This is a genomic window from Collinsella sp. Sow4_E3, from assembly GCF_052116285.1.
Classification (GTDB): domain Bacteria; phylum Actinomycetota; class Coriobacteriia; order Coriobacteriales; family Coriobacteriaceae; genus Collinsella.
The window spans coordinates 1-12,840 of the sequence record NZ_JBQKLJ010000027.1 but is presented as its reverse complement, the minus strand read 5'-3'; the positions used below and the strand labels follow the sequence as shown (position 1 = coordinate 12,840).

At 34.2% G+C, this 12,840-nt stretch carries 22 protein-coding genes and 1 pseudogene; 1 reads left to right on the top strand and 22 read right to left on the bottom strand.

Translation table 11 applies throughout. From position 1 onward, the window contains the following. Positions 1–23 precede the first annotated feature (23 nt). The 3 genes from ACTQ48_RS10445 to ACTQ48_RS10435 form a co-directional block, all read right to left on the bottom strand. Entirely contained in the window at positions 24–377 is a 354-nt protein-coding gene (locus ACTQ48_RS10445; protein WP_064687107.1) for a phBC6A51 family helix-turn-helix protein, read from the bottom strand. A gap of 404 nt (positions 378–781) precedes the next feature. Then, the gene (locus ACTQ48_RS10440; protein ID WP_048943042.1) at positions 782–1,642 is read right to left on the bottom strand and encodes a hypothetical protein; all 861 of its coding nucleotides are present in this window, start codon (positions 1,640–1,642) and stop codon (positions 782–784) included. 792 nt (positions 1,643–2,434) lie between these two features. Then, positions 2,435–2,644, bottom strand: a complete 210-nt coding sequence (locus tag ACTQ48_RS10435) for a hypothetical protein (protein ID WP_053085982.1) — start codon at positions 2,642–2,644, stop codon at positions 2,435–2,437. Positions 2,645–2,681: 37 nt separating this feature from the next. Between ACTQ48_RS10435 and ACTQ48_RS10430 the strand changes: the two are divergent. Next, a pseudogene (locus ACTQ48_RS10430) lies at positions 2,682–2,747 on the top strand (DUF3892 domain-containing protein); the annotation flags it as partial. Positions 2,748–2,761: 14 nt separating this feature from the next. On the opposite strand, the gene ACTQ48_RS10425 reads toward ACTQ48_RS10430, so the two are convergent. The 19 genes from ACTQ48_RS10425 to ACTQ48_RS10335 all read right to left on the bottom strand — a co-directional run bounded on the left by ACTQ48_RS10425 (position 2,762) and on the right by ACTQ48_RS10335 (position 12,494). Continuing rightward, entirely contained in the window at positions 2,762–2,920 is a 159-nt protein-coding gene (locus tag ACTQ48_RS10425) for a hypothetical protein (RefSeq protein WP_165442586.1), read from the bottom strand. 1,009 nt (positions 2,921–3,929) lie between these two features. After that, entirely contained in the window at positions 3,930–4,346 is a 417-nt protein-coding gene (locus ACTQ48_RS10420; RefSeq protein ID WP_192189386.1) for an ArpU family phage packaging/lysis transcriptional regulator, read from the bottom strand. Between the two features lie 608 nt (positions 4,347–4,954). Next, positions 4,955–5,455 carry a DUF1642 domain-containing protein gene (locus ACTQ48_RS10415; RefSeq protein ID WP_441570847.1) on the bottom strand — a complete coding sequence of 167 codons (501 nt, stop codon included), beginning with the start codon at positions 5,453–5,455 and terminating at the stop codon, positions 4,955–4,957. Continuing rightward, entirely contained in the window at positions 5,448–5,708 is a 261-nt protein-coding gene (locus tag ACTQ48_RS10410; protein WP_002365172.1) for a hypothetical protein, read from the bottom strand. The genes ACTQ48_RS10415 and ACTQ48_RS10410 overlap by 8 nt, the downstream gene beginning before the upstream one ends. Then, on the bottom strand, positions 5,705–5,866 hold the full coding sequence (locus tag ACTQ48_RS10405) for a hypothetical protein (RefSeq protein WP_010774952.1): 162 nt from the start codon (positions 5,864–5,866) through the stop codon (positions 5,705–5,707). The genes ACTQ48_RS10410 and ACTQ48_RS10405 overlap by 4 nt, the downstream gene beginning before the upstream one ends. After that, the gene (locus ACTQ48_RS10400) at positions 5,863–6,171 is read right to left on the bottom strand and encodes a hypothetical protein (RefSeq protein ID WP_002380822.1); all 309 of its coding nucleotides are present in this window, start codon (positions 6,169–6,171) and stop codon (positions 5,863–5,865) included. Before ACTQ48_RS10400 ends, ACTQ48_RS10405 begins: the two co-directional genes overlap by 4 nt. Continuing rightward, complete coding sequence (locus tag ACTQ48_RS10395; RefSeq protein ID WP_441549953.1) at positions 6,172–6,717, bottom strand: hypothetical protein; 546 nt, start codon at positions 6,715–6,717, stop codon at positions 6,172–6,174. Further along, positions 6,689–7,111: a YopX family protein gene (locus ACTQ48_RS10390; protein WP_441029654.1), complete on the bottom strand. Its 423-nt coding sequence runs from the start codon at positions 7,109–7,111 to the stop codon at positions 6,689–6,691. Before ACTQ48_RS10390 ends, ACTQ48_RS10395 begins: the two co-directional genes overlap by 29 nt. Before the next feature lie 43 nt (positions 7,112–7,154). After that, on the bottom strand, positions 7,155–7,976 hold the full coding sequence (locus ACTQ48_RS10385; RefSeq protein WP_441549954.1) for a DNA-methyltransferase: 822 nt from the start codon (positions 7,974–7,976) through the stop codon (positions 7,155–7,157). Further along, positions 7,973–8,179, bottom strand: coding sequence for a hypothetical protein (locus ACTQ48_RS10380; protein WP_441549955.1), 207 nt, complete (start codon positions 8,177–8,179; stop codon positions 7,973–7,975). Before ACTQ48_RS10380 ends, ACTQ48_RS10385 begins: the two co-directional genes overlap by 4 nt. Positions 8,180–8,190: 11 nt before the next feature. Beyond that, complete coding sequence (locus tag ACTQ48_RS10375; RefSeq protein WP_441549956.1) at positions 8,191–8,535, bottom strand: hypothetical protein; 345 nt, start codon at positions 8,533–8,535, stop codon at positions 8,191–8,193. Positions 8,536–8,546: 11 nt separating this feature from the next. Then, positions 8,547–9,074 carry a single-stranded DNA-binding protein gene (gene ssb, locus ACTQ48_RS10370; protein WP_375856349.1) on the bottom strand — a complete coding sequence of 176 codons (528 nt, stop codon included), beginning with the start codon at positions 9,072–9,074 and terminating at the stop codon, positions 8,547–8,549. Then, a complete protein-coding gene (locus tag ACTQ48_RS10365; RefSeq protein ID WP_002398571.1) occupies positions 9,064–9,375 on the bottom strand; it encodes a MazG-like family protein in 312 nt (103 codons plus the stop codon). The genes ssb and ACTQ48_RS10365 overlap by 11 nt, the downstream gene beginning before the upstream one ends. Next, the gene (locus ACTQ48_RS10360; protein WP_441562950.1) at positions 9,372–10,232 is read right to left on the bottom strand and encodes a helix-turn-helix domain-containing protein; all 861 of its coding nucleotides are present in this window, start codon (positions 10,230–10,232) and stop codon (positions 9,372–9,374) included. Before ACTQ48_RS10360 ends, ACTQ48_RS10365 begins: the two co-directional genes overlap by 4 nt. A 3-nt stretch (positions 10,233–10,235) precedes the next feature. Then, entirely contained in the window at positions 10,236–10,877 is a 642-nt protein-coding gene (locus tag ACTQ48_RS10355; RefSeq protein WP_010783684.1) for a putative HNHc nuclease, read from the bottom strand. 4 nt (positions 10,878–10,881) lie between these two features. Continuing rightward, complete coding sequence (locus ACTQ48_RS10350; RefSeq protein ID WP_002414631.1) at positions 10,882–11,013, bottom strand: hypothetical protein; 132 nt, start codon at positions 11,011–11,013, stop codon at positions 10,882–10,884. Positions 11,014–11,042: 29 nt separating this feature from the next. Next, positions 11,043–11,897 (bottom strand): AAA family ATPase, encoded by an 855-nt coding sequence (locus ACTQ48_RS10345; protein ID WP_441570845.1) that lies wholly within the window; start codon positions 11,895–11,897, stop codon positions 11,043–11,045. Positions 11,898–11,908: 11 nt separating this feature from the next. Beyond that, positions 11,909–12,388 (bottom strand): siphovirus Gp157 family protein, encoded by a 480-nt coding sequence (locus tag ACTQ48_RS10340; RefSeq protein ID WP_002381628.1) that lies wholly within the window; start codon positions 12,386–12,388, stop codon positions 11,909–11,911. Next, positions 12,372–12,494, bottom strand: coding sequence for a hypothetical protein (locus ACTQ48_RS10335; protein ID WP_280212199.1), 123 nt, complete (start codon positions 12,492–12,494; stop codon positions 12,372–12,374). The genes ACTQ48_RS10340 and ACTQ48_RS10335 overlap by 17 nt, the downstream gene beginning before the upstream one ends. Positions 12,495–12,840: the final 346 nt, after the last annotated feature.

Genomic DNA, 12,840 nt, shown 5'->3' with positions numbered 1-12,840 from the left:
GTAATAATTCTGATAGTTTTTTCTTAACCATCATCATCACCGATATCATCAACAAACAATGGTGTTTCCGAAATTTCCACTTGCTGTTTATTCACTGGGGTATAACCACTTCTATCTAGGATGTCCTTAGCTGCATTAAAGCGTACCATCTCAGATCTAGCGCTCATTAGCTTAAGCATAGTGTGAAGTGCTTTACCAGAAGATTTACCCATTATCATCTTTACATACTCATCATATGCGTTGGTAAATTTTTCATCTTTCAGCCAATTGTACAACGTCTGTTCGCTTATATTTAGTTCTTCGGCGATTTCTCTACGCTTTAAAGAACCTTCAAACAGTAATTCTATTGCTTTTTGATGCTTTTTATTAAGTTTCAAAAAATCCCCTCCAATCTAAAATAAACTAAATAAAAATAAAGATATTAAATCATTTAAAACAATGCAATCTCTGTTCATTTCTAGTTGTATTTGCTATACTTTAAGTGGGTAGCGACTCCTTGCTTTGAATTTAGATTTTGCGGTTTAAAATTCTTTCAACAGTCTTTATATACCTGCCCAGCCGTTAGAACCTTTGTTCTAGCGGTTTTTTGTACAAAATAATCATTCCCTGTAATACAAATATCTGGTATACTTTACTCGGGTAGCATATCACCCCTAAATGTATATTAAAAACCTACTTATGATTCTTCCCCAGAAGTAACATGAGTTTTTGCTACCTAGCCACTAGATCCCATAGTCTAGTGGCTTTTTTATGTACAAAAAAAGACCACTAAATAAGTGATCTATTTTTCTTGATTATTGATAACAAAAAAGCGTATAAAATCTTTTCCAAATTTTGATATTTTCAATCTATCCTTTGCTTTAAGACTTATCTTACTTTTATTAGTTAGACTTTTCAATTTTATTTTTCTTTTCCCAGACAAAGAATTTAATATGCTCTCTGTAGAATTTCTAATTTCCTCAATGGCAATTTGCATTTTTTTTATGTCTTTTGCAAGCTTATCATCGTATTCATTTTGCATTAAGCCTAACCGATATAAGTTTTCTCTAACTGCAACATATTGATCATAATTGATGTCAAATGCTTCTAATAACTCTGTATAGTTATTGAATCCATCGATATCATTAAATGTATTAGTTTTATATGACAATTTAAGAACTGAAATATCTAAAATAGTCAATTTATCAAGCGTATCAAAATATAAATAAGCTACATCAAAAGATGGATTCTCCAAATTCAAAAACTCTGAGTAGCCATTAATCATAAATTCAATTTTTTCTGCTTGATTAGTAGATTCAATTTTCTTCATGACCATTTCGAATATTTCGTCTAAAACTTCCTTATTGTCTAAAGACTGTTTTTCAAATTTTTCCTTCAGTTCTTCGTTTCTTCTATTAATCGCTTGAGCCATAACCTCTAAGTTTCTTATTTTCTTATTCGTCCTAAACTCAGTTATAGCTCCCCCAATACCAGGTATCAAACTAGCTCCGTAATCAATCAATAGATCACCCCCTTGCTTCGCAATTTCATTTGTCAATAAAGGTAGAGCATTTTCTTTTAGAAAATCTTTTCCATGTTCAGTTACTATTGACAAAATATTTTCAAACAAAAAATTTTTAACTGCATTTGCTTTCTCTCCCATAATAGTTATCTCCTTTATAAATTTATATATACAGGATAACTGATTATGCAAATAATAAAAAGACCACTCATTTACGTTGAGTAGTCTGCTTTAATTCTTTTTTCAAATGATTTAATTTTCTTGAATCTTCCTGCTTAATGATTTCAAATAACTTAAACATAACAATACCTCCAAACAAAAAGAGGCACTTTTAAGCTAGTGCCTCATCGTGAATGTAGCAGAAACATCTATTGACGATTCTTTTATTTAAGTAGCAAAGCTACCTATTGGCGTGACAGGAATCGAACCTGCCTCTTATCTCGCTATATGCTCGTTGCATCCCAGATGCTTCACGCCAACCGAAAGTATCAATTACATTATGCCATTTTTTGAGATTGTCTACCGTAATCTCAATATCGCTGGCAAGGATTTGCACCTTGCATGATTAGATTTACCCGATGGCCCAAAGCCCTACATACGAACTTATACGTTGTTCCAATGTCTAATCTCACGTACGAGCGTCTACCTATTCCGCCACAGCGATAATTTTTCATATTGTGAAATTATACACATTCGATATAATATAATCAAGGAGGTGATACATATGCCACTATATTATTTTAACAATAATGTTGACGAAAACAATCGCCATGAAGTTCATACAGTAGATTGTTCATTTCTTCCAGATGTTTTAAACAGAACTTATATTGGTGTCGAAGACAATTGTAAAGATGCTATTGCAAGAGCAAGTAACGAGCATCCGTCCAAAAATTTTGATGGTTGTTTTTATTGTTGTTATTCATGTCACAAAGGCTAAATGACCTGAGGAGCAGTTTCTACTGCTTCTCTATTTTTTTGAACAATCGATTGATATTTTTCTACCGAGTGATGCTCAATTACTTCTTCGAGATGCTTTTTATATTCCCTACATACAGCTTCTTTTTGTATTAATTCCAAATGCTGATGTTCAATAAGTTTAATTAATTCATCTTTACTAAATCCGTCATAATTTTGTTTTAACATTATGTTTAACTCCTTTCCGCCATTTGGATGATTTCCACCTTATATTAGAACAAAAGCAAACCATACTATAAAAGATAATTTATTGAGTTTGCCTAAATTCTAAAATTTCAGCTCCTGTTATTCTTTAACAGGAGTTTTTACTTTATACTTAAAAGTTACCTCAACTTCTGTAAAACCATCGCCCTTTTCTTCATTCATTTGCGACCATTCTACAAAAGTTAAATCTTTATTTCCCAAAAGTTCTTGCAATTTTTCTTTACATGTTTTCAATTTCACTCAGTCCTTTCATAATAATTAACTAGACAATATGCCTCATTAAAAACTCAAAAATCAACAGATTTAGGCTTTTCTTCCTGCTTCCTTTGTTTACAGTGTTATTCAGTCACATACCCAAAGAGGCTGAACTATCAGGCGCTACCCAATAGCTTCTCTTTGCTTTTTCTGTATGATCTAGCTCTACTGGCTAATAACTTTCACTTGAACATTCAGCATTTACATAAGAGTCCCATTTTTATTATTTGTCATCTGTAAATAAATTGCTGCATTAAGCTACTCGTACCGACTTCTTTCGTTAAACACTGATTTCTCAGTTTCTCTGCAAAGCGCTTGGTTTGAGATTTCTAAGGTCTGCCAAGCTTCTCACACTTCCACCTAACTTAGATTATTCTCCACTGGAGCGTCTATTGTCACGCCCGAAAGTTTCGTACCTTACACCTGCGCAAATTCCACGTAGTACTTTGCGATTAATAGCTTTTACTATTAGTCCTTTTTACATTGCTGTAAAATCCACCACTAAAATCAATCAGTATCCCAATTCATTTTAGTTATCGACTTATCCCATACTACCCTAGCACATTGTTCAAATGCTCTTCACTAGGTTTAAATCTATTGATTTTTCAATTTTTAATAGTAATCACTCACAAACCTGTAGAAAAAAGAGAGAGGAATTCCCTCCATTCCTTTATTTTTGAGAACGTATGATTTGTGAGTGATCATTGCAAACTACATAGCGCTATCTTGACAAGTGCTTTCGGCGTACGTCTACGTGTAAGCTTTATGCCAAGTTTATTGCAATATTTGCTACCTAGACTAAACGAGACAGAAAGAACTGGACTTTCCACATCCTTATTCTTTATTTTTATAGGTAGCCTCCAAAGATAAGCGAAACGGAGCTAAGATAGGTAATGCATGCCTTACCTCGTCTCCTTATCTTTCGACATTACCATAATAACATCTAAATATTGATAAAAACCGCCAACTTTCCGCCAAAAAACCGCCAAAAATTTTATTTATATGCAATTATTTTTCCATTTCGATACGCTTCGGCAAATTCAATTAAAGCCTCTGATTTCATTCGTTGAATACTTCTTTCAGAATAGCCAACTTCCCTAGCTATCTTGTAATTAGAGTAACGGTCCTGCACACAAAAACTATAATGTAAAATTTGTCTGCTAGTTAGGCTTAATGCCATAAGCGCAGATAAAATTGCATCTCTTTCTGCTTCTGCATCTGCTAATTGTACCAGTGCATCTTCTGCTTTGTTCCCGTGACTTTGGCTTTTAGGCATATCTGTAATAATTGGTGATTTTAAATCTATCAAAGAGCGACCAGCTATTCGCTCTAAACGTCTAAAATTCTTCAACACATTTCTGGCATTCGCTTTTGTTTGTCGAAAATCTACTTCTTTTAGCAATTGAATCAAGTGAAATCGCTCCTTTTGTGGTATAATAACTATGTCGAAAATATTACTCACAGTCGGAGCAATCCGGCTTTTTTTATTTACTTTTATTGAAATTTCTTATTTCATCATGATATAATATAGACAACTCAATTCATCTTGAGTGATGTCATCTGGAAAACTCGACTAGAAAAAACTAGTTGAGTTTTTCTATTTATGATAAAATATTTTTATTGTGACCAATGTTTGGGGCAAAGTAACCTCACATATCACAAGCTACCACTTTTCTGGTAAAATATTCTTCTTAGTCAACCAGTGGTCGGTTGGCTTTTTTATACTTGATTTTTTATAATGGGTTTGGTATAAAAATACTATAAAAAATAAACTTAATATTATTTCTTACAGAACTACCTAGCGGAAACTAGGTAGTTTTTTATACTATCGATTGTAAAAACTAAAATACATTGGTTTCAAAACTATTTAAACCCACTTATTAAACGACTAAACCAGTGTCCAATTATTTCTGGATGTGAAATAAAATATCCGATTCCCACAATTGAAACAATCCAGCATATGCCTATAATCACACAAATAATTGTTAGAGGTGAAAATTTCTTATCTTTCATCTATTCTTACTCCACCTTCACAGCAAACGGCCAATAGCGCTCGTCAATTGATTTGATTTCTTGTTCAGTTAATTTATAATATTCACAAAGTTGATTATCTACACTCAGTTCACCGTCTTGATCTAAAAAGTATTTCGATTCATATTCTCCCATCTCTGGCAATAAAACATAATACAATTGCTCTTTCTCGACTTCGTAGCCGTTGACTAAACTTAATACAGTTTCATAGTCAACAGACATAAGCCAGTCTTTAACAGGACATTCTCTCATGAGCGAGTTGATACCTAAATACTTCTGATGTACTAAGAACGCTATTTTATCGTAATTGTTGCCGTCTTCTATAAAATCCGCCATGAACTTCGGTACCACGACTTTTTTCGGTTCGTCTAGTTGTTTTGCTACAGCTAAACAGTCACGAACTGCTTGATCATATCCTTCGTTGTAATTTTCGTTGAATGAATCACGTTCTAAACTTTCTAACGTTTCAATAAATTCTTGTTTATTCATCGCTGCCCCTCCCAAAAAAGTCAACATTTCCTAGGATTTCTAATTCTCCATCTGGGTAAACATCTAACCAATCATGAGCACCAATAAAATTATTAAAGGCATTCAAACCTTTTGTTTTATGATGGTGATTTACTCCAAAACCGACTAATAAAATTTCACCTCGTAACGTTCGAACAACGTCATGATATTTAATTACTTTACCGTTCTTGTCTTTTACCTCTTCAACACAATTTTTGTAATTTTCATAACTCATTCCGCTTTCTCCTCAATACATTTAAGCAAGCCCTCTGACTTCTTTAATATTTCTCTTTCCCTTTTATATACATTTTCTTCAAAGAAAGCTTTTGCTTCTTCGTTATTGCTTATGTCAATTTCAACATATTCATCCTTGAAAGCTTCTTTAAAGCTCATTCTGCTCCCTCCAATTCCCACGGAAAAGGCGTTCTAATGGACCAAACAGGCACAGACCTATGACCACAATCTCGCCATTCTAACCACCAGCAACTACGGTTCTCATTGTCTTCGTCTACTCCGAAACGATATCTAACAAATGCATCTTCAACAATGTAAGGTGTGTTTTCCTCAAGCATTAGTTCTGACCGCCATTCCTCTATTGCTTGTTCCCTGGTATATTTTTGTTTATTGAAGCCCATCCAATTATTGAAATCTCCATTAAACACTTCAAAGTCAAACTTGCTTCTTCCTTTAATTGCCATTTATTTGACCTCCAATAAATCTGGGTTCTCGTGGATTCTAGCTCTGATTGTCGTCCAATCTACTTGGTAAAGATTAGCAATATAATTTTTAGAAAACCCGAATTTCAATAAATCTTTCAACTCATTTGCTGGAATATTTCTTCTTTTCTTGAATTTCATTCCTTTTCTTTTTTTATTGGCTGCTGATATTTTTGCCTTTGTTGATTGAGAAAGAACTTTTCCTTTATTATGCTTGCTGTTATGTCCGCTGTTTATCATCACGCTGAGATTCGATTTTCTTGCATCTAGTTTATTTTCATTTAAGTGATGTACACTAGCATGAAAGGGTAATCTTATTTTCAGCCAATACTGCATTAACAACCTATGGACATGAATTTTTTCGTCTCCAATAGAAACTGCTGGATATTTCCCGTGTAAATAAATGGTCTTATTTCCTAAAGTTGGTGATTTTTGATACCACAGAATTGCATTCGATAACTCTTCTTCATCGACTAGGCAGCTACACTTGTTTTTGAATTTAATTTCTTTTTGTATCTTCACTGTCATTTAAAAGATCACCATCCTCATAAACATTTCCAATAACAGTTACATAAGGCTTTATTCTTGCTAACAAAAGATTTCCAGCACACCAAGTTAAATCATATTCATTCCAAGACACTTTATAATCACCATCTATTTCAATCCCAACGCTGCTTTCTGTTTTCTGAAATGGATGGTTTCTTACTGAAACAATATCACCCTCAAAAATTTCAACGCCGTTCTTGTCTCTCAATCCAGTTGATTGCATGAGGACTAAATTTCGTACATGATATGATTTCAATTCGGAAGGTGTCTTCCAATATTCGATACTGTTGACCTTACCACCTTTAGTAAAATGTAAGACAGCTACATCTCTCATTGTGTTTTCTCGCTTATCCCACGCTCTAAACTTTGGAATCATCTTCTTCACTCGCTTTCTAAAATAATGACAGCTGTTCTTCAGTTCATATAAATAGCCCCATTGGGATATTTGACAACATTTTTTCCTGAGAAGCTTCATACATCTCTTTCTTTATTTCAAAACCATAAGCATTTCTATTAAGTTCTGCAGCCGCTCTAAGCGTAGAACCACTGCCAGCACATGGATCAATTACAACATCTCCATAATCTGTAAAAATTTCAATTAATCGTTTAATAACAGGTATTGGTTTCTGGGTCGGATGTATTTTTGGATAGCTGTTATCCGTTTCCCATTCAAACCAATTTAGAACCATACGGCCGTCGTTATTGAATTTCGGAAGTTTTTCTCTATAAAGAACGAGCGCATATTCTGTAGCTCCCACAACTTTCATATTCGCTTTTAATACTTGAGGACTGGACTTCTTAATAAAAACTAGTGGAATGTGATTGTTAAAGCCGTACTTTTTACCATAGTCAATCACCATTTGAAGCTGTTGAAAGGCGCAAAATACTATCATAGCTGGCGCTTTTCCAACTTCTTTAGGTTCTTTCTTTAACATTTTTGAGCAAAAATGCATAAATTCTGATATTCTAAAATTCTCATCGGTGTCAAAAAAGCTTTTATTCGCTTTATTCGATTCTCCATTTTCAATTTTTCCGCCTTCATACCATGCAGAACTTGATGCGTATGCATTTTTACCTAAGTTATAAGGAATGTCTGCAATAACTAATTGCGCTTTCGGTATGCCATACCGTTTATAATTTTGAAAATGATCGTTAAATAATTGTATTTTCGTTTCTCTCTGCATAATTTCAAAGGAGTAAAGAATTCTTTGTGGTCGACCAAACCTCCACTCCTTTCTCACAAATTCACTGGCTCTTTTTTATAACCAGCATCAATCAAAATTCCCTCAATCACATAAAGGTCCGTTTTCTGCTTTAAACTAGCCTTAAATTTCTTGGAAATATTTCTAGCTGTTTCTAAAGAAACGATTTCATATGTTTTAGCCAATGCATCCGCTATTAGTGCGGATGTTGGCGTGTAATAAATCTCCAGCAAAATGAACACTCACTTTCATTTCATAAATCTAATTTAAAATTTAAATGTTCAGCTTTATATTCCCAGAATTTGTTTCTAGGCATTCCTAACGCTTCTATGATTGCATTCACTGAATAACCAACCCACTGCAAATACAAATATTCTTGAATGGTGAACTTGTCTTTATCAATTGAGCTGATTGGTTTAGATTTATCCATTGTTTGCTCACCAATATCCTTACCAAGCAATTTAATTTGACGATAGACCATGCTTTTTGGATGTTTATACCAGTCCGGATTCTCATTCATTAGCTTGAGCATTTCTTTCCGCTTTTGCTTTTTTTCAGCTTGAATACGTGCTATATCTTCAAAAATTACACTGTTCATACTTTAACCTCCTAGAACGGCAAATCATCATCGCTAATGTCGATTGAATTACCTGCGCCTGCGAACGGATCTACATCTCCACCAAACGACATTTGTTGGCTGTTATTTTGCTGATTTAAGCCTTTATTTTGATTTGTAGCATAATTCCCCTCGAAATTGTTTTGAACGCTTGTACCGTCATTCTGTGACGTCTGAATGCTATTTCTATTCTCATTGGCGCTTTTTGGCTCTAATAATTGGAAACTCTCGCAAATAACTTCAGTCACATAGACACGTTGGCCTTGTTGGTTGTCATAATTACGAGTTTGAATTCTGCCAACAACTCCTAATAATGTTCCTTTGCGAGCATAATTAGCCATTGTTTCAGCAGGCTTACGCCAAATTACACAGTTGATAAAATCCGCTTCTCGTTCGCCGTTTTGGTTTGTAAAGTTACGGTTCACAGCAAGAGTAAAGCTTCCAACTGCAGAACCACTTGCGGTGTAGCGTAAATCAAGATCTTTTGTCAATCTTCCGACTAATACCACATTATTTATCATTCAAATCACTCTCCTTAACGAACACACCATTGACATTTTTTCCCTTACGATCTTTAATCTCGTTATACGCTTGGTTCAGACATTCGTATAAATCCATATCATTTTGCATAGCAAGAATAACTAGTGTCACAACAACATCACCGATACCATCCCTTAAATCATTTTTATTATTTCTTGCTAATGCTGCTGCGACTTCTCCGACTTCTTCAACCACTTTTAGCATTTGTTTCTCAGGCTCTGCGATATCTAGATTTTTTTCTCTTGCCCATTTCTCAATTAATTTAACTAATTCATTCATCATTTACCCTCCAAGTATTCTTTTATTTGTCTATCAAGCTCAGCTTGTTCCTCTGACGAAAGTTTCTCTTCTTCTTGCTTCTGATTGTTAGCCCATTCAGGTAACTTTTCTTGTCTCATTGGCACCTTAGAATAGGCTGGCAGTTTATTTGTTTGAGATAAATCATATTCATCGTTATAACGATCATCACGGATCCAACGAAACAATTCTTGTGGATGGTACCAATCGTTTAATTTAATATACGCAAGATAGTCTTTATATCCTTTTTTAAACGACTCTAAATCTTCTTCCGTCTTGAACTTCTTTAAAAATTGTTCTCTAGCTTTTTTCTTGTTGGTTTTCTTTGGATAAGTTTTCCAAACTTTTTCGAATAATTCGGACATGGTTGAGCTTGGCTCAACACTATTCTTTTTATTCAATGTATTATTCTTTGTATTATTAATTAATGTATTATTCTCTGTGAAGTTTTCTTCACCAGGGGTAGTGAAATTTTCTTCACCACCCTCGTGATGATTTTTTCCATAGGTGATGAAATTTTCTTCACTAGGGGTGTAGAATTCTGTATCAGTTGGAAAAGGCAATATATAAATATGTCTACGATCTACAATTTTGCTATCTGGTTTGTAAAAGACTTGTATCTTTATATATTTTCGTTTTTCTAATTGCTTCATCCATGATATGATCGTCCGTTTGCTAACGTTGTATAGTCTGGCAAAGTATTGATTTGTTGCCCAGCAGTAGCCTCTTTCATTTGCTAATGCTGTCAGCTCTCCATATAATAGCTTTGCATTCCCATTTAATTGGTTATCGTAGCGGACAATGGCTGGAATGATAGCATAAAAGCCTCTATGTTCATTCATTGGTTATCCTCCTATATTTAATTTCTTGCGTTCCTCAATATTTAGTTTGACTGGTTTTATTTGATACTTATTCAAGAAGTTCTTAGTACCTATTTGGTGCTCCTCTTGATGGTGCTGACGACATCCTGCATAAAATGTGAATGTCTCATGATTAATCTTTTTGCGATTACGCCCCATACCAACAACTTCAATATGGCAAACGTCAGCATGCTTACCGCAAATACAGCACTTGCGATATTTCAGGCAGTAATAAAACCATTTGTTATTTTCAAGCAAGTATTGGTATCTTTTTTCCAGTGGTATATCGTTTTTCAAAATGAACTCAATCAAGAAACCGATCCACTCCGTCGCTTCATTCTTGGTAGCTCGACTATGTTCAAAATAAACACCACTCTTAGCCTCGTAGTAGTATTTCAAGACACTTTCAATCCATTTAGGTTCGTCATAGCTCCAACGTGCCACATCGGCTATTAGAACGTGAGAAAGTGCATTCTGTTTTTGAGACATCTGTCGATTATCTAAGAATTCAACTTTCGCTAAATTATCATCGTTATTAGCCAGAAGTTCGAGAAAATTTGAATTTATTTCATCCTCAAATTCGATGGCCAACATATTCCCTTTATGTTTTATGATTTTCCCAATCATTCAATCACTTCTTTTCAAAATCATTTGCAATCGGAGGATTTGCCTCGTCAAATAATTCTGTTTGTTCTTCATCGAGTTCGTTTTCACTTTGTTGTTCTACAGTAGGAACTTCAATCTTTTCTAACATTTCTTTCATACGCTCAAGAACTTTAGTTTTTACGTTTTTTAAAGGTACGTTGTTAATCTTGCTGTGCAACTCTTTAAACATATTTCATGATTTTCAGATTGTGTAGCAAGTTCTGTAATACTACTAATTAATTCATCTTTTAATTTTTCTAAATCTATTCCTTCGCTACTCCATTCATATATTTTTTCGCCTACTTCTTTTGTTATTTTAAAAGGCATATTAAACATATTTGAGTTATCTTTTGTAGCTTCCGCTATGTGGTCCTGATCAATACGTAAAGCGATAGCAAATTCATATTCCAAACTATCTTTTTGATCAGGTTTCAACCCTAGTTTTACTACTTGTGTTTTACCTTGTTCATTTTTTTCCATGTCGTAGGCTTGCTTACTTCTAGACGTTCCAATCACATACATTGAATTTCCTGTTACTAACTTAAGAAATTCTTTCTCTAATGGTTTTACTTTATTCCAAGCCAACATTTGATTTTTAGAGTTGCCTCTCTGATGGTTTTCTACTTGTTCTAAAATGCCACCTTCACCACTCCAAGCATGTGTTAGAGAATCGACTATCACCACCTCAACCCCAGCTTGTTTGAATAAATTAAAAGCCTGTATATATCGCTGTACAGTAAATGGTGCTTCAAAATCAATATGCAAAAATTCCCCTATGTCGACATTCCCAATAGTTGAATCAGCATATAACAACGATCGTTTGTGCTCAGTGTCAATGACACCTATTTTTTCCCATTGTTCTTGTTCTGATAAGTCTGAATGCATTTTTTCAATAATTCCTTTAGCAATAAACAACGCACTTACTGTTTTTCCACTACCACTTGCGCCAGTTATCATGATAGGAACTTTTATTTTTTCACGTTTAGCCTTTTTTATTTCCATATTGAAACCTCCTATCTAATTCTCAAACTCTTAGTTTGAACTAATTCCGCACCTTTGATTTCCCCATGTTTCAGTTCTTCTTTCAAAGCTGTTTTATCAACTTTTGGAGGTTGAGGAATTAAAAAGCCAATAGGAATTAATTTTTCGTCTATAATATTCACGGAAACTGGATTGTTTTGAATTCCTACATTGAATAATTCGCCCTTGATTTTCGTTTTGCCGACCTTTTCCATTTCATCTTGCAGATATCCTTTTAGGTTCTTTACATTGTTAGAAAGCGTTGTTTTTCGTGACTGTAGCCGTTTGATTTCTTTTTCAACAATAGATATGTTGCTCTCAAGTTCTTTAACTACTTTTGCTGTGTTTTCTACTTTTAAATCGATTGAATCGCTAATACTATCTAACGTATCTTTTAATGTTCCATCATCAAGCTCTTCAGCTAATGACAAAACTTTTAAATAATCGTTGCTAAGTTCATAAAGTGTTGCCACGGATATCTTCCTCCTCGTCATATTCCCATTCTGGTTCGATTTTCTGTAATTCTTCTGACGACTCTGTTAAAAATTGATCTAGCGCATCTGCTTCACTACGATTCATTCACAAGACCTCATTTCTGTGATATAATTTTCTTAGTATATTTTTGTATGCGACTATTTGCTTGGCGGCGTAGTCGCTTTTTTGTCGTCATGCAACACCTCTGCGCTCTTTTTGTTGCGCAATGTATATCTGATTTTTTTGTTGCTGGTACCATAAATCAGCAAGTTTTTTCGTTTGCTGTAATTTTTCTTTCCTTGTCATTTATTTACCTCTCTATCTTCAAGTGCCAGATCATAAAACAGTGTCCAAATGATGAATAAGCCGATATATACATTTTGGATAATCGGATTAAAATCTCCGCCTACTAGCAGTCCTAATCCGAATACGATTAGCAATACTGCAATTC

Coding starts and splice junctions, on each gene's coding strand:
- ACTQ48_RS10400 (WP_002380822.1), bottom strand. CDS start 6,171: ATGGCAATTAAAGGAAGAAGCAAGTTTGACTTTGAAGTGTTTAATGGA.
- ACTQ48_RS10360 (WP_441562950.1), bottom strand. CDS start 10,232: ATGAATGAACATAGAGGCTTTTATGCTATCATTCCAGCCATTGTCCGC.
- ACTQ48_RS10440 (WP_048943042.1), bottom strand. CDS start 1,642: ATGGGAGAGAAAGCAAATGCAGTTAAAAATTTTTTGTTTGAAAATATT.
- ACTQ48_RS10355 (WP_010783684.1), bottom strand. CDS start 10,877: ATGATTGGGAAAATCATAAAACATAAAGGGAATATGTTGGCCATCGAA.
- ACTQ48_RS10335 (WP_280212199.1), bottom strand. CDS start 12,494: ATGAATCGTAGTGAAGCAGATGCGCTAGATCAATTTTTAACAGAGTCG.
- ACTQ48_RS10415 (WP_441570847.1), bottom strand. CDS start 5,455: ATGAATAAACAAGAATTTATTGAAACGTTAGAAAGTTTAGAACGTGAT.
- ACTQ48_RS10395 (WP_441549953.1), bottom strand. CDS start 6,717: ATGACAGTGAAGATACAAAAAGAAATTAAATTCAAAAACAAGTGTAGC.
- ACTQ48_RS10365 (WP_002398571.1), bottom strand. CDS start 9,375: ATGATGAATGAATTAGTTAAATTAATTGAGAAATGGGCAAGAGAAAAA.
- ACTQ48_RS10390 (WP_441029654.1), bottom strand. CDS start 7,111: ATGATTCCAAAGTTTAGAGCGTGGGATAAGCGAGAAAACACAATGAGA.
- ACTQ48_RS10345 (WP_441570845.1), bottom strand. CDS start 11,897: ATGGAAATAAAAAAGGCTAAACGTGAAAAAATAAAAGTTCCTATCATG.
- ACTQ48_RS10410 (WP_002365172.1), bottom strand. CDS start 5,708: ATGAGTTATGAAAATTACAAAAATTGTGTTGAAGAGGTAAAAGACAAG.
- ACTQ48_RS10435 (WP_053085982.1), bottom strand. CDS start 2,644: ATGTTAAAACAAAATTATGACGGATTTAGTAAAGATGAATTAATTAAA.
- ssb (WP_375856349.1), bottom strand. CDS start 9,074: ATGATAAATAATGTGGTATTAGTCGGAAGATTGACAAAAGATCTTGAT.
- ACTQ48_RS10405 (WP_010774952.1), bottom strand. CDS start 5,866: ATGAGCTTTAAAGAAGCTTTCAAGGATGAATATGTTGAAATTGACATA.
- ACTQ48_RS10350 (WP_002414631.1), bottom strand. CDS start 11,013: ATGAAAGAAATGTTAGAAAAGATTGAAGTTCCTACTGTAGAACAACAA.
- ACTQ48_RS10375 (WP_441549956.1), bottom strand. CDS start 8,535: ATGAACAGTGTAATTTTTGAAGATATAGCACGTATTCAAGCTGAAAAA.